Below are 22,604 nucleotides of genomic sequence, written 5' to 3'. Positions count from 1 at the left end.
TGGAGGGAAGCTTTGGGGGTTGGTGGGGGGAAACTCTCTTGTCGCGGGGGCTCTCCCCGCGGAGGAAGAACAAACTGGGGAAAAAAGATGGGGTCCCCGTCCCACAACCGGACCGGCCCCCGCGTCAGGCGACCTCCGTCAGTCGGCCACCGTCCGTCGGTCTCAGAGGTCGAGGCCGGTCAGGACCATGACCTTCTCGACGGTGTAGTCGTCCATCGCGTACTTGACGCCCTCGCGGCCGACACCGGAGTCCTTGACGCCGCCGTACGGCATCTGGTCGGCGCGGTAGGACGGCGCGTCGCCGATGATCACGCCGCCGACCTCCAGCTCCCGGTGGGCGCGGAAGGCGGTCTGCACGTCGTGCGTGAACACGCCCGCCTGCAGGCCGAACGGCGAGTCGTTGACGGCCGCGAAGGCCTCGGCCACGCCGTCCACCTTGTGCAGCGACAGCACCGGGCCGAACACCTCGGCCTTGGCCAGGATCGCGTCGGCGGGCAGCTCGGCCAGCACGGTCGGGGCGTAGGTCGCGCCCTCGCGGGTGCCGCCGGTGAGCACCTTGGCGCCCTTGGCGACCGCGTCGTCCACCCAGGACTCCACCCGCTTGGCGGCGTTCTCGTCGACCAGCGGGCCGACGTCCGTCGCGTCCTCGTTCGGGTCACCGGTGACCTGGGCCTTGACCTTGGCCACGACCTTCTCCAGCAGCGCGTCGTACACCGACGCGTCGGCGATCACCCGCTGCACCGAGATGCAGGACTGGCCGCCCTGGTAGTTGGCGAACATCGCGATCCGGGTGGCGGCCCAGTCCAGGTCGGCCTCCGAGGACCAGTCGGCGAGCACCACGGCCGCGGCGTTGCCGCCCAGCTCCAGGGTGGTGTGCTTGCGCGGCACCGAGTCCATGATCTGGTAGCCGACCTTGTCCGAACCGGTGAAGGAGATCACCGGCAGGCGCCGGTCCTGCACCAGGGCCGGCATCCGGTCGTTCGGCACGGTCAGGATCGACCAGGAACCGGTCGGCAGGTCGGTCTCGGCCAGGATCTCGCCCAGCACCATCGCCGACAGCGGGGTCGCCGGGGCCGGCTTGAGGATGATCGGGGCGCCGACCGCGATCGCCGGGGCGACCTTGTGGGCGACCAGGTTCAGCGGGAAGTTGAACGGGGCGATCCCCAGCACCACGCCGCGCGGAAAACGGCGCACCATCGCGAAGCGGCCCACGCCGCCCGGGTCGGTGTCCAGCCGCATCGTCTCGCCGTTGGTGCGGCGCGCCTCCTCGGCGGCCCAGCGGAAGACCGACACCGCGCGACCGACCTCGCCGCGGGCCCACTTGATCGGCTTGCCGTTCTCGGCGGTGATCAGCTGGGCGAGCTCCTCGGTGCGCTCGGTCAGACGCTTGGCCACGTGGTCCAGGGCCGCGGCCCGCTGGTGCGCCGGGGTGGCGGCGAACACCGGCAGTGCGGCGACGGCGGCGTCCAGCGCCTCCTCGACCTGCGCCTCGGTCGGGATGCTGACCTTGCCGACCAGACGGCCGTCCCAGCTGTTGTGCACCTCGAAGTCGGCGTCACCGCTCGCCCGGCGGCCAGCGAGCCAGAAATCGTACGTGGTGGTCACCGTGGTACCGGCCCTCTCCTCGTCGTCGTACGGCCCACAGGCGTGGGACCCGAACCCGAGGGTAGGTGCGAGGGCAGGCCGATCGGATTGGCCGACTAGGAGCGTTCGACTCCCGGGCTACTCCACCGCGTCCAGGCGTGTGTTCTATTCCGGTCTATTCCTCGCCGGAACGCAGCGCCAGCCACAGCTCCATCCGCACGTCGGTGTCGTCCAGCGAGCGGCCCAGCAACTCCTCGACCCGGCGCATCCGGTAGCGCAGCGTGTGCCGGTGCACCCCGAGGTCGGCCGCCGCCGCGTCCCACTGGCCGTGCCGCGACAGCCACGCCCGCAGCGAGGCCACCAGGTCACCACGGGCCGTCCGGTCGTGCTCGCGCAGCGGCCGCAGCAGCCCCTCCGCGAACGCCGTCACCGCGTCCTCCCCGAGCAGCGGCAGCAACGAACCCGCGCCGACCTCCTCGTGGTCCACCGACCGGCGCCCACCGCGCAACGCCACCGCCAGCGCCCGCTCCGCCTGCGCGTGCGCCGTACCGGCCTCCTCCAGCGCGGCCGGCGCCGAGACGCCCAGCGACAGGCCCTCGTGCTCCTCCACCACGCCCAGGCAGGCCCGGTGCACCGCGCCGTTGTCCAGCGCCAGCACCATCAGCCGCGGCCCGTGCGCACCGTCCTCCCGCGCCACCAGCAGCTTCTCGCCCACCCGGGAACCCGCCTGTTCGGCCCGGTCGCCCAGCTCCGCGAGCGCCTCCGAGGCGTCCGCGTTCGGCCCGGCCCCGGCCACCAGGACCCGTATCGTCCCCTCCGGCATGCCGCCGAACAGCCCCGCCGCCACCTGACGGGCCGTCGCCACCTCACCCGCCAGCACCATCCGCAGCAGCGCCGCGCCCATCCGCTCCTCGGCCTGCCGCAGCTCGCGCGAACGCTCCAGGGTGAGGGTCAGCAGCGCCACCGCCGCGTTCAGCACGTACCGCTCGGTCGGCGTGATCCGGTCCTCGGTCCCGACCGCCAGGAAGCCCCGGGCCCGCCGGTCCGCCCCCAGCGACTGGACCACCACGTAGTCCTCGTCCGCCGTGTCTATCCCCGGCGCACGCCCCTGCAGCGCCGCACTCGACGGCGCCGGCCGCCGGCGCAGCCGGTCCACCTCGGCCGCCAAGCGCCCCGCCCGGCGGGCCGCCCAGTCCGGCGCCACCACCGACAGCGCGCCCGACCCGTCGTACAGCGCCGCCCAGCCCCCCAGCCGCGCCGCCAGCCGGCGCACCACGGCCGTCGTCCCGTCCTTGCCCAGCGCCGCCCGGGTCAGCTCCTCCTGCGCCTCGAAGCTGGTCGTCACCGCCTCGTACTGCTCCGCGGCCAGCGCCGCCGACACCACCTTGCTGATCGCGATGAACGGCGTCGGCTCCGGCACCCGCAGCAGCGGCAGCCCCCGCTGCGCCGCCGCGTCCACCAGCGGCTGCGGCACCTCGGTGTGCGACAGCCCCACCCCCAGGCCCAGCCCGACCACCCCGGCATCGGCCAGCCGGTGCACGTACGCCTGCAGCTGCGCCGCCGTACGGCCCAGCTTGATACCGGTGGTGAGCAGCAGCTCGCCACCCTCCAGGAACGGGGTCGGGTCGTCCAGCTCGCTGGTGTGCACCCAGCGGACCGGCCGCTCCAGGTGGTCCGCGCCGGCGAGCACCGTCAGATGGAGCGAACTGTTGCGGACGACGGAGGCGAGTGTGGGGGGCATGGCACCTTCGAGGGATCGACCTGACCGCGCCATTGCGGCCGGGCGAGGAGAGGGACGTGGGACTGGTGAGGGTCTCTCCCCTTCATTATGGACGCCCCGGACAACCGGCACTGCCGAATCCTCCTCGAAGGCGACTTCCGCCCCGGCCTCTCAACAACCCCCGTCCCGCCCCGTCCCGCCGCCGTCCCGCCGCTGTCCCGCCCCTGCCTCAGCCCCGCCTCAGCCCCGAAGATCCACCAGCAGCGGCGGCACCTGCTCCCCCGACACCGCCGTCAACGACACCACCGCGTGCCCCGCCGGCAACGCGTGCGCCAGATCCGACGGCGACCACCGCAACCGCTCCACATCCCGGGTCGTCACCGACTCGGTCTGCGCCGTCGTACCCGACAGCGCCTTCCGCCCGAGCCGGCCGGCCCGCCTTATCACCCCGCCGGAGGTGTCGGGGGTGTGGGTCACCGCGGTCTCCTGCACCAGGTGCGTCCCCCAGGCCTCCGAGAACAGCCGTCCGTCCCAGGGCGCGATCCCCGGGAAGGCCATCCGGCAGCCGACCGCGCCGAACAGCGGCGCCCGCAGCGCCTCCGGCAGGTCCACCAGCGTCCGCAGCAGCAGCACCGCGCCCGCGTTCGCGCCGCGCATCCGCTGCAGGCCGCGCACGGAACCGGCGTCCAGGGCGGCGGAGGCGTCGTCCACCACCAGCCCGGCGAACAGCGAGCGGTCCTCGCGGGCACCCGCCGCCTGCACGAACTGACCGACCACCAGTCGGGACAGCATCCGTGCGGCCTCCGGGTGACTGCGCTCGGGCAGCTTCACCCGCACCCGCAGCGGGTGGTCCAGCGCCCGCATCGCGAACGGGGGGCGGCCGGTCCCGTCGGTCGCGAAGGCGCCCTCGAAGGCGGGCCGGTCCAGCAGCGCCAGCCGGTCCGCCAGCAGGGCCCCGGGGTCGTCCGCCCGGTCGCGCTGGCGCTCCCGGTGCTCCAGGTCCCGCTCGTACGCGGCCAGTCGGCCCGCCGCGCCGAGCCCCTTCACCAACGCCGCCAGCGCGTCCGGCTCACCCCCCAGCAGCGCCCGCAGCTCGCGCACCCCCGGGTAGCGGCCGTACGCGGCGTGGAAGGGGCCGACCACCTGCTGCAGCGCCGTCCGGGCGTTCTCGGCGCGGGCGGTCAGCTCGTCCGGCAGCAGCGCCTCGGCCAGCCGGGCGGCGGCCTCGTCCGGGTCCTGGGCCGCGCCGTACAGGTCCAGCCCGTACACCGAGGCCGGGTCGCCGGGGGCGATCACCACGTCGTACCAGGCGTCCGGGCCCAGTTCGACGTCCGCCGCCCCCACCACCACCGCACACGCGGTGCCGGCCAGCGCCTGCAGGCACAGCGCCTCGGCCACCGGCCGGGCCAGCCGCGCGGTCTTCCCCGTCCCGGCCGGGCCGACCGCCAGCAGCGAGGTGCCCAGCACCGCCGGGTCCAGCGCGAAGCCGGCCGCCCGGTGGCTCAGCGGGTTCTTCGGCACGTCCTGGGCGACGCCCAGGCAGACCTGACCGAGCAGCAGATCGTGCCGCCGTGCCCGGCCGGGCAGCTCGCGTGTCTCGGAGGGATGGGCGAAGGCCGCGGCGCCGCGGGCGGCCACCTGCTCGCTGAACGCGGGCACGAACACCGGGTCCGCCTGCGCGGACTCCCAGGCACGGTGGATCCGTACGAAGTCGACGTCGCCCACCGCCTCGGCGTCCAGCCGCGCCGCCGCCTCGGCCGCCCCGCCCCGGCGCAGCCCGTCCCACGGGTCCTGCCTACGGGCGGCCTCCGCCACCGCGCCGTCCTCCTCGTCGGGCTCCTCCCGGGTCACCGTCCGGGAGAGCAACGAGGCGGCGTAGCGGCGCCACACCTCGGGCCAGCGGCCCATCCGGCCGAAGACCTTGATGACCACGCTGATCACGAGGGCGTTCGCCACCAGAAGGGTGAACATGGCCTCGGACTCGGATGGCGAGGCGAGCGGGCCGATGCCCGTCTGCCCGCCGAACCACACGAGCACGTACATGAGGAGTTGCGTGCCGTAGAGATACGCAAACCACCCCACCACCACGTTGAGCGCCGCCCGCAGCAGCAGCGGCCAGGTCGGGACCTTGGCGGCCTCCGCGCGTTCCGGGTCGATGCGGCGGTAGCCGAGCCGGTAGACGCCGGGTTCGGCTTCGGGGCGCGGAGCGGTGGCCCAGTCGGCGAGGTCGAAGGCGGGCCCGCCGGGTCGTTGGTGGGGCAGGGGGGTCGGGGGTCTGGTGGTGGTGCGTTCGCCGTGGTGGTGTGACCCGTGCTGTGCCATGTACGGCCCCGCTCCCTCGCCCGCCCGGCCCGACCGCCGTCGGTGCCGCCATACCCATGCCGCCGTACCGGCGACACGCCCGCGCTCAGGGTAGTGGAGCGGGACCTACGGGTAGTCGTGCCACCTGCGCTGGCCGTGCCGGACAAGTCGGATGGCGCAGTGCTACCGAGTGGCGCATGCCCGGTCGGGGAGGGCGGCCGTAGCCTGCGAAGCACCGAGCCGAGAAGTCTGGAGATACCCCATGAGCGCCGTAACGCCGCTCCCGCAGGAGCGCCGCCTGGTCACCGCGATCCCGGGCCCGAAGTCGCAGGAGCTGCAGGCCCGCAAGCTGGGTGCGGTGGCGGCCGGCGTCGGCACCACCCTGCCGGTGTACGTCACCCGTGCCAACGGCGGCGTGCTGGAGGACGTGGACGGCAACTCGCTGATCGACTTCGGCTCCGGCATCGCCGTGACCAACGTCGGCAACAGCGCCGAGGCCGTGGTGGCCAAGGCGAGCGAGCAGCTGGCCGCCTTCACCCACACCTGCTTCATGGTGACCCCGTACGAGGGTTACGTGGCCGTCGCCGAGCAGCTGAACGAGCTGACCCCGGGTGACCACGAGAAGCGCACGGCGCTGTTCAACTCGGGCGCCGAGGCGGTCGAGAACGCGGTGAAGATCGCCCGCGCCTACACCAAGCGCACCGCCGTCGTGGTGTTCGACCACGGCTACCACGGCCGCACCAACCTGACCATGGGCCTGACGGCGAAGAACATGCCGTACAAGCAGGGCTTCGGTCCGTTCGCCCCGGAGATCTACCGGGTGCCGGTCGCCTACCCGTACCGCTGGCTGACCGGCGCGGAGAACTGCGCCGCCGAGGCCGCCGCGCAGGCGATCGACATCATCAACAAGCAGATCGGCGCCGACAACGTCGCGGCGATCATCATCGAGCCGATCCAGGGCGAGGGCGGCTTCATCGAGCCGGCCAAGGGCTTCCTGCCGGCCATCGTGGAGTACGCGAAGGCGAACGGCATCGTGTTCGTCGCCGACGAGATCCAGACCGGCTTCTGCCGCACCGGCCAGTGGTTCGCCTGCGAGGACGAGGGCATCGTCCCGGACCTGATCACCACCGCCAAGGGCATCGCCGGCGGTCTGCCGCTGGCCGCGGTGACCGGCCGCGCCGAGATCATGGACGCCGCGCACGCGGGCGGCCTGGGCGGCACCTACGGCGGCAACCCGGTGGCCTGCGCCGCCGCGCTGGGCTCCATCGAGACCATGAAGGAGCAGGACCTCGTCGGCAAGGCGCAGCGGATCGGCGAGGTCATGCTGGACCGCCTGCGCTCGATGCAGGAGAAGTTCGACATCATCGGGGACGTCCGCGGCCGCGGCGCGATGATCGCCGTCGAGCTGGTGAAGCCGGGCGGCAAGGAGCCGAACGCGGAGGCCACCGCGGCCATCGCCAAGGCCTGCCACGCCGAGGGCCTGGTCGTGCTGACCGCCGGCACCTACGGCAACGTGCTGCGTTTCCTGCCGCCGCTGGTCATGCCGGAGCACCTGCTGAACGAGGGCCTGGACATCATCGAGGGCGCGTTCGCGCTCCAGGGTGTCACCGCCGCCTGATCCAGGCGCCACCTACCCGCCGGAGGGATGTCCGGACAGCGCTGAACGGCCCGTGGGGACCTCTGGTCCGCACGGGCCGTTCGGTTCGTACGGGCCCGGTGCGGCGGTCGGGCATGATCGACGGGACGGCCCGGAGGTTGTCCGGGGCGGGGTGAAGATGATGTGCGGAATCGCTGAAGGCGCTCGGCGTGGAAGGGCGGTTGACGTAGTGTCATCGCAGATGGACAGCGAGCCTCAGCCATTGGCGGAGCCGCCCGCGGAGCCACCCTCAGGGGCGGGTCCGCGTGGGCGCCGCGAGGACAACCAGGCCGCCCCGCGAGGGTCGGCGCATACCGAAGGCCGATCGACCGACCGTCCGACCCACACCCCCCGGGGCGCACGGAACGGCGATCATCAGAGCCGCCCCGGAGCTCTCCCCCCTGCTCCGGGGCGGCTGTCCGCTGCCCTGGGCCGGGCCGCCCGTTCGACGGCGGTGCCGGTGGTGGCGGCGGTCGTGCTGCTGCTGGTGTCCTGGCAGGTGGCGGCGGACGGGCCGCTGCTCGGGTTGGACCGCTCGGTCCGCCGGGCGGTGCGGGCGGCCCAACCGAACGCCCTGCTCGACCCTCTCGGCCATCTGCTGTCGGACCTGGGCAGCGCCGTGACCGCCGTCCCGGTGCTGCTGGTGACCGGGGCACTGGCCGCCTGGTGGTGGCGCCGGGCGGGGGCGGTGCGCTGGTGGCTGCCGCTGCCGGTGGCGGCGCTGACCTCGGGGCTGATCCCGCTGCTGGTGGTCCCGGCGAAGGCGGCCTTCGCCCGGCCGGGCCCGCTCGGGGACGCGCTGACTCCGGGGCAGTGGGGCTGGTACCCGTCCGGGCACACCGCGACCGCGACGTTCTCTTACGGGGTGGCGGCGCTGCTGCTGGCCCGGGCGGCGGGGCCGCGGACGGCCCGGAGGCTGACGGCGGGTGCGGTGCTGCTGGCGCTCGGGGTGGGCGCGGGGCTGGTGTGGAGCGACTTCCACTGGACGCTGGACGTGGTGGCCAGCTGGTGCCTGGCGGCCTTGGCGCTGTGGGCGCTCGACCGGTGGCTGCCCCGGCCGGGCGCCCGAAGGCCTCAGGCCTCGGACTCCTCGTTGCGGTGAACGAGGCCGGCCTCGCCGTTGTCGCGGTGCCACTCGACGACGAGTTCGTCGCGGGCGCCGAAGCGGACGAGGTGGCGGCCGACCACGTCCTCCAGGCCGGGCAGGTTCTCGCGCTCGCCCTCGACGGTCAGCAGCAGGGCGTCCGGCTGGGCCTCCAGGGTTGCGGTGCCGGCGGCGAAGACCAGGGTGCCGCGGCCGGTCTCCGGGGAGAAGGACGTCTCGATCCTGCGGCTCATGTGGGCGGCGAGCTGCTTGGCGTAGCGGGCGGGGCGGTCGGTGGCGACGCGCGCGGTGGAAACGGGCATGGGCCCTCCAGGGTCGGGGAGAGAACTTAGGGTCCCCTCACTAGGGGCTACGCTAGCCTAGATACTGAGTCAAGCTCAACATATTTCCCTGATCGCCCTCCATCGCCCGCCGCAGGCCCCCGACCGGCCGATACGCTTGGCCGGACGCCAGCCGAGGAGACCGCCGATGACCACCACGCCGACCGACGACCCGGCGGACCCCTCCCCCGCCCCCCGGCCCGGCTCCCCCGGCAGCGCGGCCGAACTGGCGGACGCGATGACCAGAGCGATCAAGCGGATCCGCCGCCAGACCGGCTGGCGACTGGAGCCCTACGGCATCACCCCCGGCCAGGCCCGGGCGCTGCGCACCCTCGCCCACGCGCCCGGCTGCGAGTCGCCGGACCACGCGATGCGGCTGAGCGACCTCGCCGACAAGCTCCACATCGCCCCGCGCTCGGCCACCACCGTGGTCGACGCCCTGGAGGAGGCCGGACTGGTCGAGCGCAGCCCCGACCCGGCCGACCGGCGGGCCGTGCGCCTGCTGCTGACCGACGCCGGCCGGGCGGCGGTGGAGCGGATCGGGCAGGTCCGGGACGAGGTGGCGCAGGAGTACTTCGGCGAGGTCAGCCCCGAGGACGAGGAGGTGCTGCTGCGAGTGCTGCGCTCCGCCGAGGCCCGCTTCCTCGAAGCCGGGCCGCCACGGCGCTCGGCAGCCCCGGGCGCAGCGCGGTGATCCCGATCCCGGCGATCACCAGTAGCGCGGCCGCGCCGGCCAGCGGGCTGACCCGTTCGCCGAGCAGCAGCCAGGCCGAGGACATCCCGAACACCGGCACCAGCAGCGAGTAGGGCGCGACGGCGGTCGCGTCGTAGCTGCGCAGCAGGTAGCTCCAGGCCACGAAGCCGAACAGGGTGGAGACCAGCCCGACGTAGCCGATCGCGCCGAGCCCCCCGAGGGTGATCCCGCGCAGCGCTCGCAGGTCCGCGTCCGGCCCCTCGACCAGTAGGGACAGGCCCAACAGTGGTAGCGGCGGGACGGCGCTGACCCAGACCATCCAGCGCAGCGCGTCCGGCGGCGCGGCCTTGCGGGTCAGCACGTTGGACAGGCCCCAGGAGACTGCGGCCAGCACCACCAGGGCGAAGGCGCCGAGCGGACCGCCGAGGCCCTGGTCGAGCGCGCTCAGGGCGATGCCCGCGAAGGCGATCCCCAGGCCGAGCAGCCGCTGCCCGCCCGGGCGCTCGCCCAGCAGGGCGGCAGCGAACAGGGCGGTGAAGCCTGCCTGGCTCTGGAGCACCAGGGACGAGAGGCCGGCCGGCATCCCGGCGTGCATGCCGAGGAAGAGCAGCCCGAACTTGACCACCCCGAGGACCAGGCCGACTGCCAGCACCCAGCGCCAGGCCACCTTGGGCGGGCCGATGAAGAAGACCGCGGGCACGGCGACCACGGCGAACCGCAGGGCGCAGAAGAGCAGCGGCGGGAAGCTGTCCAGGCCGACGTGGATGAGGACGAAGTTGAGGCCCCACACGGCGGCCACCAGGACGGCCAGGGCGATGTGACGAGGACTCATGCGCCCGCCTCGCTGCGCTCGGCAGGGACATGCGCCCATACGCGCCTTTCGATGATTCTCCCCCAGCCTTCGGCCGGGGGGACCCTCATGCTGCGCTCGCTCATGCTGCTCTTGCCGCCCGGGGCGGCGGGTGTTGCGGTCATGGATCGAGCATGGCGGCGAATTACCGTGCAGCACCAGCGATGAATAGTGAAGGAAACACTTTAGGATCGCTGCATGATGGATCTGGGGCGCCTGCGGGCGCTGCACGCGGTGGCGGTGCACGGTTCGGTCGGCGGGGCGGCGGCCGCGCTCGGGTTCACGCCCTCGGCGGTCTCGCAGCAGATCGCCAAGCTGGAGCGGGAGACCCGGACGGTGCTGCTGGAGAAGCAGGGCCGGGGCGTGGTGCTGACCGACGCGGCGCGCGAGCTGGCGACCACCGCGCAGGCCGTGCTGGGGCTGGTGGAGCAGGCCGAGGTGCGGTTGGAGGAGCAGCGCGGCCAGGCGGTCGGGCGGCTGCTGGTCGCCGCCTTCCCGTCCGGCGCGCGCGGACTGATGCCCGGGGCGTTGGCCGAACTGCGGCGGCGCTGCCCGGAGCTGGACGTACGGCTACTGGAGAGCGACCCGTACCCGGCGGCGGAGCTGGTGGCCCGGGGTGAGGTGGACCTGGCACTGGTCCAGGACTGGCCGGCCGTGCCGCTGCCGGTGCAGGAAGGGCTGGCCCGGCTGGACCTCGGGACGGACCCGGTGGACCTGCTGCTGCCGGACGGGGACGACCTGGCGGCACTGGACGCGGTGCCGGTGGCGCGGCTGCGCGGACAGCGCTGGATCAGCGTGCCGCCGGGCAACATCTGCCACGACTGGCTGGTCCGCACCCTGCGTGAGGCCGGCGAGGAGCCGGACGTGCGCTACCAGGTCGGCGAGTTCGAGACCCAGATCGCGCTGGTCGCGGCCGGTCTGGGGATGGGCCTGGTGCCCCGGCTCGGCCGGGGCCCGCTGCCGGCCGGGGTGGTGGCCCGCCCGGTGGCCTCGCAGCCGAGCCGACGGGTGTTCGCGCTCTGGCGGGCCCAGGCCTCCCGACGGCCGGCGATCACCGAGGCGCTGGCGGCGATGCGGGAGTGCTGGAGCCGCCTTCCGGGCAAGCCGGCGGGGTCGGGGGTCAGCTGGCGAAGCCGATGACCAGCCACATGAAGCCGACCCCGGCGACGGTGCACAGCAGGGTGCTGCGCGAGGGGTGCGGGCTGTGCGCCTCCGGGAGGATGTCCGAGGTTGCCAGGTAGAGCAGGAAGCCGGAGAAGAAGCCCAGGTAGAGGCCGAGCAGGTGCTCCGGGATGGTGAAGGCCAGGGTGATCGCCGCGCCGGATACCGGGGCCAGCGCGTCGGCCGCGAGCAGGGTCAGCGCCCGGCGCCGGTTGTTCCCGTACAGCCGGGTGATCGTGTAGGTGTTGAAGCCGTCGGCGAAATCGTGCGCGACCACCGCGATGGCCACCACCGTGCCGACCGTGGTGCCGGCCTGGAAGGCGGCGCCGATCGCGAAGCCGTCCATCACGCTGTGCCCGACCAGGGCCAGCGCGGCCGTCAGCCCGATGCCTTGGGCCCCGGCGTGGTGGGCGTGGCCGTGGTGGTGACCATGGGTGTGCTCGGCGTACTCGCCCTCGTGACCTCGGTGGATGGCGACCGCGCGCTCGACCACGTGGATGGTGAGGAAGCCCACCGCGAACATCAGCAGCGCCTGCGGCACGCCGTGCACTTCTCCGGGCGCCTGGTGGATGGCCTCGGGCAGCAGGTCGAAGGCGACCACGCCGAGCATCAGGCCGGCCGCGAAGCCGAGCACCAGGTGGCGGCGGTCGCCGGTGCGCTGGGCGACGAAGCCACCGATCAGCGTCATCAGGAACGCCCCGGCGGCGACCAGGACGGCGGTCATCGGGTCGCCTCCCGCGCCGGGCCCGCCGGATGGCCGGTGCCGCCGTGTGCTCTGCCGAGCGCTGTGCCCATTCCTCTCCCCCTGGGGTCCGCCCGTCGCCGGGCCGACCGCCGACCGTACCGGACGACCGTTCGACGGTGATCGCCCGGGGGGTGCCGGGGCCGGTGGGATCCGGTCCTCAGCCTCGGTCCGGGCCCGCCGGGGCGCCCGCCGGGTGGCCCGTCGGGGTGAACTCCGGGGCCGGGCACGGCCCGTCTTCCGGGCGGGGGCGTCCTTCGGGACCATCTGGTCCGTCGGGCCCGTCGGCCCGTCAGAGGCCGTCGGTCCGTCAGAGGCCGTCGGTCCGTCAGAGGCCGGCGGCGAGCGGCAGGCCGAGGTGGGTGCGGGCGAGTTCGCGGACGCCGTCGCCGTCGATCAGGTGGATGTGCCGGTGGCTCTCCTCGGCGGTGAGGTTCAGGGCGTCGTCGGCGAAGCGGCCGGTGGTCAGCCGCAGGCCGCGTTCGGCGGACTCCTCGGTGACGGCCTCGGCCAGGGTCGCGATCTGCTCGGCGGTGACCGGTGCGGCGCCCCGCGAGGCCCAGACCACCCAGCGGCCGGGCAGCGCGCTGCCGGGGGCCCCCTCGCCGGTGGCGACCAGCCCGGCCGGGCCGCGCAGCCGGACGCTCCACTCGGCGAGCCCGCCCCGGGTGAGCAGGTCGCGCACCAGCTGGGCGAACTCGTTGGCGGACAGGTCGGGCGCGGCCGGGACCGCGGCCCCGGCCAGGGCGGCCGGCTCGACGACGGCGTGGGCGTACGGGTCCGGGGTGACGGCGGCGTCCAGCTGGCGCAGCCGGACCAGGGCCTCGTCCTGCTCGGCGTCGGCGTAGACGCCCTCGTCGTCGCGCTCCTCGTACGGCGTCTCCGGCGGCAGCAGCCGGGTGCGGGCCAGCGCGTCGCGGTCGGCGTCCACGCTGAGCAGGCAGAGCGGCTGGGCCGCACCGGGCTCGCGCAGCCAGCCGTTGAGGACGACACCGGCGAGTATCTCGTCGGTGTCGACGGCGTCGACGGCCTGCAGGGCGCGCAGCGCGAGCCGGGCGACCAGCCGCAGGTAGTCGGTGGCCCGGTCCGCGGGCGGACGCGGCACCGGGACGATGTCGCCGTCGGGGGCCAGCCGGTAGCCGGTGAGCGAGGGCACCAGGTCGAGCGGGGGCAGGTCGAGGTCCAGCACGGCGGTGCGGGTGAGCGGGCGGAACACCGCCCGGCAGGGGGCGGGGAGGTCCTGGGTGGCGGTCTCGGCGGCGGCCAGGGCCCGCTCCAGCAGCGACTCCACAGCGGCCGGCTCGGCCAGCCGGTAGGCGCGCCGGCACTCCTCCAGGCTCTCGTTGTACTCGCGCACCGCGCGGGCGCGGGCCTCCTCGGCCGCCTCGTGGGCGCGCCGGGACTCGTCGGCGGCCGGGCTGCCGGCCTCGGCCCGGCGGGTGCGCCACTCGCGCAGGGCGCGCTGGTGGGTCAGCCGGGCCCGAGCCAGTTCGCGCTGGTAGCCGGAGTCCAGCAGGCGGCGGGACGGGCCGCTCTCCGGGTCGGTCGCGGCCGGTTCGGCGGGGGCGAAGTCCTCCCATCGGGGCTCGGACTCGTCGGCGGTGGCCGGGCCGTCGGCCGGGTAGGGGCGGGGTTCGTAGTGGCGCAGCTGGCTCTCGAAGTCCATGGCCGAGACGGGCAGCGCGGCCCGCCGCAGCAGGTCGGTCAGCCGGTCGTGCTCGGCCTGGACGGTGAGCGTGCGGTGGTGGGTCAGGGCGGCGGCCCGGGCGTGCGCGGCGACGCCGTCCCCTGGATCGGCGGAGCCGGGGACGGCGGAGCCCGAGGTGGACCGGCCGTCACCCGGATCGACGGTCGGACGGCCGGGTGTCGGGCCGGGGACGGACGGGCCGTCACCCACCGCCGCCTCGCCGAGGCGACCAGGTGCGGCCCGGCCGCCGGCGGGGTCATCCGGTTCCGGGCCCTGGTCGACGCCGAGGTCGCGGAAGACCGAGGCGAGGAAGCCCGGTTGGGGGAACTGGACGGTGGCGGCGCCGTCCGACTGGCCGTCTGCTGAGTACTGCATCGGTCGTCGTTCCCCCATGCTCGTCCGGCGCCTGCCCGGGGCGGCCGGCCGGCCCGCGGCCCCGCCCCTGCCGGACATTGTCCACCGAACGGGCGCAGCGGTCAGCCAAGCCGGTCAGTTGGTCCGGGTGTTGGTCAGGTGCAGGCCGATGTAACCGACGTAGATCCGGCCACTGCCGGAACAGTCGTCCAGGTAGTGCAGCCGGGGCGCGGTGCGGCCGCCGCCGATCCGCAGGTGCGCGCCCATGAACGCGCGCCGGGAGGCGTCCACGCATTCCGGGACCGGCAGCATCCGTTCGCGTTTCCACTTGGTGTGGCTGAACACCGTCCGGGACTCGCCGCGGACCGCCTTGCGGGGCGGGAAGCGGTGGCAGCCGTCCGGGGTGTGCTCGCACCACTGCTTGAAGTCCCCGCCGGCCGCGCCGCGCACGGCCGCCTCGGCGTACTCCTGCAGGGCCGTCAGACCGTCCCAGGCGAGCCGGGCCCAACCGGCGCCGGCGCACTGGAGTCCGTCCAGGGCGAGCGCGGCCTTCTGGTCGCCGGTGAAGGTGAGCAGCGGGAACTCGCCGAGCCGGGCCATGAGGTCGGTGAAGGTCTCGGGCTTGCCGACCCATCCGAAGGGCAGGGCGGCAGAGCGCTGGTCGACGGCCGGGCCGGAGCCCGGGGTGGTGCAGTGGCGGCCGGCCAGACCGCGCGCGCCGGTGCGCAGGCGGCCCTCGTGGCCGTCCCGGGTCTGGCCGCGGTCGCGGTGTTCCAGGCGCAGGGTGCGCCGGACCCGCTCCAGTTCGTCGGCCCTGGCCTGCTGCTCGGCGCGGTCCTGCTGCTCCTCACGGGCGAACTCGGCCAGTTCGGCGGCCGTGTCGGCGGTCGCGTCGGCGCTCGTGACCACGCGACGGTCGGCGGCCGGGCGGAGTTGCGGCGGCGGGACGCGCAGCACCGGGACGGCCGCGAGCGGCGGCGGCAGCGGCTGGTCGGCGGCGAGGCGGCGCGGCTCGCGGGCGAGCAGGCCGGCGGCACGGCGGAGGTCTTGTTCTATTCGGCCCCGGGCGAGCACCGGATGTCGGGCGCCGTCCTGCCGGGAGGCCGGGTCGACCTCGGGCAAGTAGGTGCGCACCGCCCCGCCGTACACGGTGTGGTACTCCAGCGCGACGTTGAAGCCGGCGCGGGCGCCCGGGTCCAGCACGTAGGCGGTGGCGAGGCCGGGCAGCTGCCGGCAGAGCGGGCGGACCACGTCCTCGACCCAGCGGTCGAGCGGGAGGTTCACCGGGACACTGGCGACCACGGTGGGCAGTCGGCGCTCCGGGTCGCACAGCTCGTCGATCAGGGCGTCGACCTCGTCGGCGGTGATCACCCGGGGTACGGGGTGGACGGCAGCCGGGCCATCGCCGGCGTCGAGCAGCGGGAGCAAAGTGCGGGCGAGCTCGGGCACCGGCACCCGGCAGGGGGTGCGCACACCGCTGCCGGTGCTGTGGGTCTCGGCCTCCAGCCGGAACCAGGTGCGGCCCTCGGCGCCGGTGGCCACGGTGAGGGTGAGCTGCCGGGTTCCGTGCGGGGCCGGGGTGCGCAGGCGGCGGCGGTCGTAGCGGCCGGCGCCCGACGGGCCGCGCAGCGGGCCTTGGTCCCGGTCCAGCAGCACACGGTCGCCCAGACGGAGGCGTTCGGCGGCGAGGGCCGTTCCGGCGGGGGCGCGGTGGGCCGGTGGGGGCTCCTCGCAGCCCTCCTGCTTCAGCCAGGAGGCGAGCTGCTCGTCGGCCAGGGCGACGGCCTCGGCGTGCGGGAGGGTGGTGGTGACGGTCATCCGGTAGGGCGTCGCGGGGCTGCGGGGGCCGGGTAGGTCGGCACCGGCGGACGACGGCGAGCGGTCTGAGGTCATGCGCATACCTCCGTGGTGCGGGGTGGGGTCTGGTGTCCTCCATCGATGGTTTTCGTCCGGTTCGGCCGGATCCTTGCCCAGGAAACGCCACGGCCCGGAGCGGAAGTTCCAACTCCGGGCCACGACACTACGTTCGGGTGAATCTACTCAAGCGGTCTTCCGCGCGGCGCGGCCGCTCGGCTACGGAAAGCGACCCGGTGGAGGGCGCTCGGGCCTCAGCGGCTCCGGCGCCGCCACGGCTTCGGGCGGGCTCCGCGACCGGTGGGGACGGCCGGCGGACCGGTGGGTCAGACCGGTACCTCGACATAGGTGCGGCCGGCCGGGACCGCCACCGCGGTACCGCCGGTCGCCTCGGCCAGCCAGGTGTGGAACGCGGCCACCTCCGGCTCCGGCACGCCCACCTCGATCCGCACCCCAGCCGCCTCGTAGGCGAGGTCGCTCACCGCGTACCCGGCGGCCCGCAGGTCGTTCTCCACCCGCCCCGCGCGCACGTGGTCCGCCGTCACCGCGAGCAGCGCGACCGGCCGTCGCTCCAGCAGGCCGATCTCGTCGACCGCCGCCGACACCGCGTTCCCGTACGCCCGCACCAGGCCGCCGGCGCCGAGCTTGATCCCGCCGAAGTACCTGGTCACCACGGCGACCGTGTCGGTCAGGCCGCGTCGGCGCAGCACCTCCAGCATCGGCACCCCGGCCGTGCCGCCGGGCTCGCCGTCGTCGCTGGAGCGCTCGCGGCGCTGTTCGTCGCCGACCACGAAGGCGGTGCAGTTGTGCCGGGCGTCCCAGTACCGCTTGCGGATGCCGGCGATGAAGGCCTGTGCCTCGTCCTCGTCGGCGACCCGGGCGAGGTGGCAGATGAAACGGGACTTCTTGATCTCGGTCTCGTGGCTGCCGGCCCGCCGGATGGTGAGGTACGGCCTGGTGGTCGGCTCCGGCGTGGCGGACATGGCGCGGTGGTTCTCCCGGGAACGGCGACGGCTGGCGGCGCGCACCCCGGGCGTCCGGGGCGGCACCGCCAGCCTAGTTGGCGCGCGACCGGAGGGTCGGCGGCCGTGGCGTCGGTGACCGGAGGGTCAGCGGCCGGCGAGGGCGTCCAGCTGCGCACGGTCGAGGCCGGTCAGCGCGGTGACCTCGGCCGGGTCGACGGCGCCGCAGTCCAGGCCGCGCAGCAGGTAGCCGCTGAGTGCCCGGGCGGTGGCCGGCTCGTCCATCACGTCCCCGCCCGCCTTGGCGACGTACGCGGCCAGCCGGGCGGCGGCGGCCGCCAAACCCTCGCGGTAGAAGGAGTACACCGCGACGTAGCGGGTCGGCAGGTGCGCCGGGTGCATGTCCCATCCCTGGTAGTAGGCGCGGGCCAGCGAGCGGCGGACCAGGTCGTGGTGGAGCTTCCAGGCGGCGTGCACCTGCTCGGTGGAGCCGGTGGGGATCACGTTGGTCGAGCCGTCGGAGAGCCGGACCCCGGTGCCGGCCGCGGCCACCTGCATGACCGCCTTCGCGTGGTCGGCGACCGGGTGGTCCATGCTCTGGTGGGCCGCGCTGACCCCGCAGGAGGCGCTGTAGTCGAAGGTTCCGTAGTGCAGCCCGGTGGCACGGCCCTCGGCGGCCTCGATCATGAGGGCGACGGTGGCCCGGCCGTCCGGGCCGAGGATGGCCTGGGTGGTCTCGATCTGGATCTCGAAGCCGATCCGGCCGGTCGGCAGCCCGGCGCGGCGCTCGAAGTCCTCCAGCAGCCGGACCAGGGCGGTAACCTGCTCCGCGTAGGTGACCTTGGGCAGAGTCAGCACCAGGCCCTCCGGCAGGCCGCCGTTCGCCAGCAGGGTGGCGAGGAAGAGCTCCAGGGTGCGGATGCCGCGGGCGCGGACGGGCGCCTCCATGCACTTGATCCGGATGCCGATGTACGGCGGCGCGCTGCCCTCGGCCACCGCGGCGGCAACCAGTTCGGCGGCGCGGACGGCGGCGGCGTCCTCCTCGGCGTCCGGGCGGGGGCCGTAGCCGTCCTCGAAGTCGATCCGCAGGTCCTCGATCGGCTCGCGCCGCAGCTTGGCGCGGACCCGGGCGTGCACGTCGGCGAGTAGCCCGTCGTCGGCGACGCCGAGGGCGCGGGCCAGCTCGGCGGGGGTACCGGCGTGGGTGTCAAAGGCCTCCAGGGCCTGGCGGCCCCACTCCCGTACGGTGTCGGCGCCGAAGGCGTCGGCTGGGACGTAGACGGTGTGCACCGGCTGCCGGGTACCGGAGTCGCCCGGGTAGCGGCGCGCCAGATCGGCGTCCACCGGGGCGAGCAGCGCCTCGACGGCGGCGCGGGCGGTGGCGGAGAAGGAGGCCCCGCCCGTCGGCCCGGTTCCGTCGACCTCGACCTGCGACATCCGCACTCCTCCATGCCGAACCAGCGCTTCAACAATTTGTTGAGGCGAAGGTAGCTCCGGCGGGGTCGGGCGTCAATGGCCGACCGAGCGGTGGACGGAGGGTGTCGGCGCGGGTTCAGTCCCTCCCGGCGGCGGTGTAGCGGTCGCGAAGCTGCGGGTAGAGCTCGGCCACCTCCTTGGGGTGGACCGAGCCGTCCGGGCCCTTGCCGCTGACGCCGTACTCGGCGGTCAGCCAGGCGGCGAGGCGCTGGGGGTCGGGCTCGTGGCCGCGGTTGTCGATGTACGAGACCAGGGCGTCGTAGGCGATGTCCTGGTCGAGGGCCGTGGGCGCCGGGCGGTGTTCGGGCTGCTCGGCTTGGACGGGCTCCTCGGCCGGAGCGGGCTGCTGCGGCTGGGTCGGCCGTTCGGCCTGGGTCTGCTGGGCGGCCGGGGCCGGCTGCGACCCAGCCTGCTCGGCCTGCGGGACGACCGGGTGCTGGGCCTGCGGCCGGGGCGCCTTGGCAGAGGTCGGCGCGGGCTCCTCGGCGACCGGGCGCGGCGGCTTGAACCACGGCGAGGCCTGGCCGGGCACCCGCCCGCCCGGTGCGGGGTCGGCCGAGTGGCCGGTGGTGCGGACCGGGCGCTCGGTCCAGACGTTCAGCTCCTCGCCACGGGGCTGCGGGGCGGTGTCCACCGCCGCCTCCGGTTCCTGGGCGGCGCGCAGGCGGACGGCGTGCAGCTTCGCCAGCATCGGCGCGGCGACCTCGGCGGACATCGACGCGGCGGCCGCTGGGGCTGCGAGGGCCTGGGCCTCGGCGGAGGGCTGTGCCTGGGGTTGGACCTGGTCCTTGTCCTGCGCCTGCGCCTGGGACGGTTCAGGCTGGGGTTGCTGCAGGTTCTGGGGCCGCTGGGGCTGGGGCGCGCTCGCGGCGCGGGCGGGGACCGGGCCGCCGGTCGCGGGAACCGCCGGTGCGATGGCCGCGGCGGCGCGGCTCTGCTGGAGCTGCAGCTCGAGTTCCTTGGCCTCCTTCTCCGCCTGGACCTCCTTGGCCTCGCGCTCGCGGGCCTCCTCGTCCAGCCGGTCGAGCAGCGACGGGTCCAGCGGGACGCCGAACTTGGCGAGCTTGAGCGGCAGCAGCGCCTGGATCGGCGCCGAGCGGCGCCAGCCACGGCCGTACCGGAAGCGCAGCTGAGCGCGGTAGACCAGGCGGTTCTGCTCCAGCCGGATGACCTCCTCGTAGGACCGCAGCTCCCAGAGCTTCATCCGCCGCCAGAGCCGGAAGGTCGGCACCGGGGAGAGCACCCAGCGCATCACCCGGACCGATTCCATGTGACGGTCGGCCGTGATCGCCGCGATCCGGCCCACCGCGTGCCGGGAGGCCTCGACCACGACGACGAACAGCACCGGGATGACGGCGTGCATCCCCATGCCGAGCGGGTCGCCCCAGGAGGCGGCCGCGTTGAAGGCGATGGTGGCGACGGTCAGCAGCCAGGCCGTCTGACGCAGCATCGGGAAGGGGATCCGCAGCCAGGTCAGCACCAGGTCGAGGGCGAGGAGCACGACGATGCCCGCGTCGACGCCTATCGGGAAGGCGTAGGAGAAGGCACCGAAACCTTTCTCCATGGCCAGCTCGCGCACCGCGTTGTACGAGCCCGCGAACCCGATGCCCGAGATGATGCAGGCTCCGGCCGCGACCAGGCCGAGCAGGCCGCGATGGGCCTTGGTGAGCGTTGGGCGTGCCATTACGTCTATCAACCCCTGGATGTCGGCTGCTGCCGTACGCGCCTCGGCTGCCGGTTCCCGCCTATCGGGCCGCCGGACGGCTGAGCAACCTCCGGGCTCGGCCCATCGGAGTTTACTCGTACGCGTGTTTCAGCGTTTCCGCAGCCTGGGGTGTCACATCATGGTGCGGAGCAACTCTGCCCGCCAGGCCGGTCGGACCGTCAGCGGTTCTGCCCCGCCGTACCGTTGAGGTAGGCGAGCACAGCCATCACCCGACGGTTGGCATCCTCGTCCGGGGCGAGTCCGAGCTTGCTGAAGATGTTGGCGATGTGCTTGGCCACAGCGCCGTCGCTCACTGAGAGGCGGGCGGCGATCGCCGAATTGGAGCAGCCCTCGGCCATCAACTCCAGCACCTCGCGCTCGCGCGGGGACAGCCCGAGCAGCGGGCCGGGTCGGCGCGCGGTGGTCTGCATCAACTGGGCGATCACGTCCGGGTCCATCGCCGTCCCGCCCGCAGCCACCCGGCGGACCGCGTCGATGAACTGGCCGGCGTTGAACACCCGGTCCTTCAGCAGGTAGCCGATCCCGCCCGTGCCGTCGGCCAGCAACTCCCGCGCGTACAGCTGCTGAACGTGCTGGGACAGCACCAACACCGGCAGGCCCTGGATCTCCCGGCGCGCCTTGAGCGCGGCCTGCAGCCCCTCGTCGGTGAGCGTCGGGGGCAGCCGGACGTCGACCACGGCCACGTCCGGGCGGTGGGTCAGCAGCGCCTCCAGCAACTCGGGACCGGTCTCCACGGCGGCCGCGATGGTGAAACCATGCGCTTCCAGTAGCCGGATCAGGCCTTCGCGAAGGAGGTAGAGGTCCTCGGCGAGGACAACTCGCACGGCAACTCCAAGGTGATGGTGGTGGGACCGCCCGACGTGCTGTCGATGGCGAGGACACCGTCGAAGGTACCCAATCGGCGTTCGATCCCGCGCAGCCCCGTGCCCCGGGACGGATCCGCCACACCCACGCCGTCGTCCGTCACCGTGACCCGTAGGGAGCCGGCCCGGTACAGGATGTCCACCCACACCTGCTCGGCCCCGGAGTGCTTGGCCGCGTTGGCCAGCAGCTCGCAGATGCTGAAGTACGCGGCGGCCTCCACCGGAGCCGGCAGCCGGTCCGGCAGGCTCACGAACACCTCCGTCGGCAGCGCGCTGTCAAGCGCCAGGGCCCGGACGGCGTCGCCCAGTCCGCGCTCGGCGAGCACCGGCGGGTGGATACCGCGGACCAGGTCGCGCAGTTCCTGCAGCGCCCGAGCCGAGGACTGCCGGGCCTCGGAGAGCAGTTCCCGCGCGGCCGCCTGGTCGGTGTCCATCAGGTGCTCGATGGTGCCCAGCGTCATACCGATCGCGACCAGCCTCGCCTGGGCGCCGTCGTGCAGATCGCGCTCGATCCGCCGCAGTTCGGCCGCCTGGTTGCCCACTGCGTCCGCCCGGGTCTCGGTCAACTCGGCCACCCGCCTGGTCAGCTGGGCGTGCGTGGCCCGACCGTCCTGGTCCAGCACCCGGCGAGCCACCTCCGCGTACCCGCGCACCGCGTACGGTGCAACGAGTATCCCGGCGAGCACCATGCCGATCCCGACCCCGATGCTCAGCAGGATCGACATCATGCGCGGACTCATCGGGCCGAACCCGTCCGCGGGAACCGGCCCCGCCAGGGTGTAGGCGGCACCCAGCACGAGCAGCAGCGCCACCGGACCGGCCAAGGCGGCGGCAAGGACGGGGTTCACCACCAACCAGGCCAGCTCGGCGCGGGTGGTGCGGTCCCGCAGGCCCCAGTGGACCAGCTGCACGAACTGCGCGACCGTCCGCGAGCGGTGGTAGGAGTACCCCGTCCACCAGTGCCCGCGCTCGTCCGACTCCAGATCCGGCCGCGGCTCGTAGGCCGCCGGAAGACGTATGCCGTACCAGCGTTCCAGGAACGTGCGGGTACGGTCCGCGGTCCTCCGGACGAAGGCGGTGGCCACCACGGAGCCGGCGACCAGCGCGGCCACGAGGGCGATCAGGGGCGCCGGGGAGTAGTTCTCGAGGAACTGGGCCGTCACCACCCCCGTGAGGACGGCTGCCACTACCGGCAGCGCGAACCCCACGGCTGCAGCCAGCGCCACCTGAGCCAGCCGGGCCAGCCCCTGGACACCGGCCTCGAAGGCCGCCCGGGTCTGCGCACGTACGGACGTGCCGCTCGTACTAGTCACTGTGGTCACGCAAACTCCTGATGCCGATACCGATCGTCCTTCATCAGTGTTCACGAACGACCCGCTCCGGACACTGGCCATGGCACCCCAATTCCGAGGTAGACCTAGGTCCACCTGTCGGTGATCGGAGCAACACCTGCTGGTTGAGATGGTCCGAAAATGCGAAGAACCCCCATCCGGAATCCGGATGGGGGTTCTTCTGAATGATTGTTCGGCGGCGTCCTACTCTCCCACAGGGTCCCCCCTGCAGTACCAT

At 74.1% G+C, this 22,604-nt stretch carries 17 protein-coding genes; 4 read left to right on the top strand and 13 right to left on the bottom strand.

The features are described 5' to 3' along the window. Positions 1 to 162 precede the first annotated feature (162 nt). The 3 genes from ACFQ87_RS34835 to ACFQ87_RS34825 all read right to left on the bottom strand — a co-directional run bounded on the left by ACFQ87_RS34835 (position 163) and on the right by ACFQ87_RS34825 (position 5,626). The gene (locus ACFQ87_RS34835) at positions 163 to 1,605 is read right to left on the bottom strand and encodes an aldehyde dehydrogenase family protein (protein ID WP_380614916.1); all 1,443 of its coding nucleotides are present in this window, start codon (positions 1,603 to 1,605) and stop codon (positions 163 to 165) included. Between the two features lie 154 nt (positions 1,606 to 1,759). Next, complete coding sequence (locus ACFQ87_RS34830) at positions 1,760 to 3,325, bottom strand: PucR family transcriptional regulator (protein ID WP_380614915.1); 1,566 nt, start codon at positions 3,323 to 3,325, stop codon at positions 1,760 to 1,762. A gap of 219 nt (positions 3,326 to 3,544) precedes the next feature. After that, complete coding sequence (locus ACFQ87_RS34825) at positions 3,545 to 5,626, bottom strand: ATP-binding protein (RefSeq protein ID WP_380614914.1); 2,082 nt, start codon at positions 5,624 to 5,626, stop codon at positions 3,545 to 3,547. A 241-nt stretch (positions 5,627 to 5,867) separates the two neighbouring features. On the opposite strand from ACFQ87_RS34825, the gene gabT reads away from it, so the two are divergent. Beyond that, a complete protein-coding gene (gabT, locus tag ACFQ87_RS34820; protein WP_380614913.1) occupies positions 5,868 to 7,223 on the top strand; it encodes a 4-aminobutyrate--2-oxoglutarate transaminase in 1,356 nt (451 codons plus the stop codon). A gap of 481 nt (positions 7,224 to 7,704) precedes the next feature. Further along, positions 7,705 to 8,343, top strand: a complete 639-nt coding sequence (locus ACFQ87_RS34815) for a phosphatase PAP2 family protein (RefSeq protein WP_380614912.1) — start codon at positions 7,705 to 7,707, stop codon at positions 8,341 to 8,343. Here the strand turns inward: ACFQ87_RS34815 and ACFQ87_RS34810 are convergent. Further along, on the bottom strand, positions 8,316 to 8,648 hold the full coding sequence (locus ACFQ87_RS34810) for a DUF2218 domain-containing protein (protein WP_380614911.1): 333 nt from the start codon (positions 8,646 to 8,648) through the stop codon (positions 8,316 to 8,318). The genes ACFQ87_RS34815 and ACFQ87_RS34810 overlap by 28 nt on opposite strands. A gap of 166 nt (positions 8,649 to 8,814) precedes the next feature. On the opposite strand from ACFQ87_RS34810, the gene ACFQ87_RS34805 reads away from it, so the two are divergent. After that, positions 8,815 to 9,360 (top strand): MarR family winged helix-turn-helix transcriptional regulator, encoded by a 546-nt coding sequence (locus ACFQ87_RS34805; RefSeq protein WP_380614910.1) that lies wholly within the window; start codon positions 8,815 to 8,817, stop codon positions 9,358 to 9,360. Here ACFQ87_RS34805 and ACFQ87_RS34800 read toward each other — a convergent pair. Then, positions 9,251 to 10,192 carry an EamA family transporter gene (locus tag ACFQ87_RS34800; protein ID WP_380614909.1) on the bottom strand — a complete coding sequence of 314 codons (942 nt, stop codon included), beginning with the start codon at positions 10,190 to 10,192 and terminating at the stop codon, positions 9,251 to 9,253. The genes ACFQ87_RS34805 and ACFQ87_RS34800 overlap by 110 nt on opposite strands. A gap of 216 nt (positions 10,193 to 10,408) precedes the next feature. Between ACFQ87_RS34800 and ACFQ87_RS34795 the strand changes: the two genes are divergently transcribed. Beyond that, positions 10,409 to 11,350, top strand: a complete 942-nt coding sequence (locus tag ACFQ87_RS34795) for a LysR substrate-binding domain-containing protein (RefSeq protein WP_380614908.1) — start codon at positions 10,409 to 10,411, stop codon at positions 11,348 to 11,350. On the opposite strand, the gene ACFQ87_RS34790 is transcribed toward ACFQ87_RS34795, so the two are convergent. The 8 genes from ACFQ87_RS34790 to ACFQ87_RS34755 all read right to left on the bottom strand — a co-directional run bounded on the left by ACFQ87_RS34790 (position 11,331) and on the right by ACFQ87_RS34755 (position 22,357). Continuing rightward, positions 11,331 to 12,095, bottom strand: coding sequence for a ZIP family metal transporter (locus ACFQ87_RS34790; protein ID WP_380614907.1), 765 nt, complete (start codon positions 12,093 to 12,095; stop codon positions 11,331 to 11,333). The genes ACFQ87_RS34795 and ACFQ87_RS34790 overlap by 20 nt on opposite strands. A 346-nt stretch (positions 12,096 to 12,441) precedes the next feature. Then, on the bottom strand, positions 12,442 to 14,175 hold the full coding sequence (locus tag ACFQ87_RS34785) for a restriction endonuclease (RefSeq protein WP_380614906.1): 1,734 nt from the start codon (positions 14,173 to 14,175) through the stop codon (positions 12,442 to 12,444). A 114-nt stretch (positions 14,176 to 14,289) separates the two neighbouring features. Next, a complete protein-coding gene (locus tag ACFQ87_RS34780; RefSeq protein WP_380614905.1) occupies positions 14,290 to 16,047 on the bottom strand; it encodes a hypothetical protein in 1,758 nt (585 codons plus the stop codon). Between the two features lie 287 nt (positions 16,048 to 16,334). Then, positions 16,335 to 16,991, bottom strand: a complete 657-nt coding sequence (locus ACFQ87_RS34775) for a YigZ family protein (RefSeq protein WP_380614904.1) — start codon at positions 16,989 to 16,991, stop codon at positions 16,335 to 16,337. Between the two features lie 126 nt (positions 16,992 to 17,117). After that, positions 17,118 to 18,407, bottom strand: coding sequence for a DUF6986 family protein (locus ACFQ87_RS34770; RefSeq protein WP_380614903.1), 1,290 nt, complete (start codon positions 18,405 to 18,407; stop codon positions 17,118 to 17,120). A gap of 115 nt (positions 18,408 to 18,522) precedes the next feature. Next, positions 18,523 to 20,130: a DUF2637 domain-containing protein gene (locus ACFQ87_RS34765; RefSeq protein WP_380614902.1), complete on the bottom strand. Its 1,608-nt coding sequence runs from the start codon at positions 20,128 to 20,130 to the stop codon at positions 18,523 to 18,525. Positions 20,131 to 20,330: 200 nt separating this feature from the next. Beyond that, on the bottom strand, positions 20,331 to 20,996 hold the full coding sequence (locus tag ACFQ87_RS34760) for a LuxR C-terminal-related transcriptional regulator (RefSeq protein ID WP_380614901.1): 666 nt from the start codon (positions 20,994 to 20,996) through the stop codon (positions 20,331 to 20,333). Then, positions 20,948 to 22,357 carry a sensor histidine kinase gene (locus tag ACFQ87_RS34755; protein ID WP_380614900.1) on the bottom strand — a complete coding sequence of 470 codons (1,410 nt, stop codon included), beginning with the start codon at positions 22,355 to 22,357 and terminating at the stop codon, positions 20,948 to 20,950. The genes ACFQ87_RS34760 and ACFQ87_RS34755 overlap by 49 nt, the downstream gene beginning before the upstream one ends. Positions 22,358 to 22,604: the final 247 nt, after the last annotated feature.

Origin of the sequence: Kitasatospora sp. NPDC056531 (genome assembly GCF_042794375.1) — a bacterium.
Lineage (GTDB): Bacteria > Actinomycetota > Actinomycetes > Streptomycetales > Streptomycetaceae > Kitasatospora.
This window is presented reverse-complemented; position numbering and strand designations above follow the sequence as displayed.

What these genes read in the sequence shown, in the direction of transcription:
- ACFQ87_RS34795 (WP_380614908.1), top strand. Translation starts at nt 10,409, where the DNA reads ATGATGGATCTGGGGCGCCTGCGGGCGCTGCACGCGGTGGCGGTGCAC.
- ACFQ87_RS34800 (WP_380614909.1), bottom strand. Translation starts at nt 10,192, where the DNA reads ATGAGTCCTCGTCACATCGCCCTGGCCGTCCTGGTGGCCGCCGTGTGG.
- ACFQ87_RS34765 (WP_380614902.1), bottom strand. Translation starts at nt 20,130, where the DNA reads ATGGCACGCCCAACGCTCACCAAGGCCCATCGCGGCCTGCTCGGCCTG.
- ACFQ87_RS34780 (WP_380614905.1), bottom strand. Translation starts at nt 16,047, where the DNA reads ATGACCTCAGACCGCTCGCCGTCGTCCGCCGGTGCCGACCTACCCGGC.
- gabT (WP_380614913.1), top strand. Translation starts at nt 5,868, where the DNA reads ATGAGCGCCGTAACGCCGCTCCCGCAGGAGCGCCGCCTGGTCACCGCG.
- ACFQ87_RS34790 (WP_380614907.1), bottom strand. Translation starts at nt 12,095, where the DNA reads ATGACCGCCGTCCTGGTCGCCGCCGGGGCGTTCCTGATGACGCTGATC.
- ACFQ87_RS34770 (WP_380614903.1), bottom strand. Translation starts at nt 18,407, where the DNA reads ATGTCGCAGGTCGAGGTCGACGGAACCGGGCCGACGGGCGGGGCCTCC.
- ACFQ87_RS34825 (WP_380614914.1), bottom strand. Translation starts at nt 5,626, where the DNA reads ATGGCACAGCACGGGTCACACCACCACGGCGAACGCACCACCACCAGA.
- ACFQ87_RS34805 (WP_380614910.1), top strand. Translation starts at nt 8,815, where the DNA reads ATGACCACCACGCCGACCGACGACCCGGCGGACCCCTCCCCCGCCCCC.
- ACFQ87_RS34775 (WP_380614904.1), bottom strand. Translation starts at nt 16,991, where the DNA reads ATGTCCGCCACGCCGGAGCCGACCACCAGGCCGTACCTCACCATCCGG.
- ACFQ87_RS34830 (WP_380614915.1), bottom strand. Translation starts at nt 3,325, where the DNA reads ATGCCCCCCACACTCGCCTCCGTCGTCCGCAACAGTTCGCTCCATCTG.
- ACFQ87_RS34785 (WP_380614906.1), bottom strand. Translation starts at nt 14,175, where the DNA reads ATGCAGTACTCAGCAGACGGCCAGTCGGACGGCGCCGCCACCGTCCAG.
- ACFQ87_RS34810 (WP_380614911.1), bottom strand. Translation starts at nt 8,648, where the DNA reads ATGCCCGTTTCCACCGCGCGCGTCGCCACCGACCGCCCCGCCCGCTAC.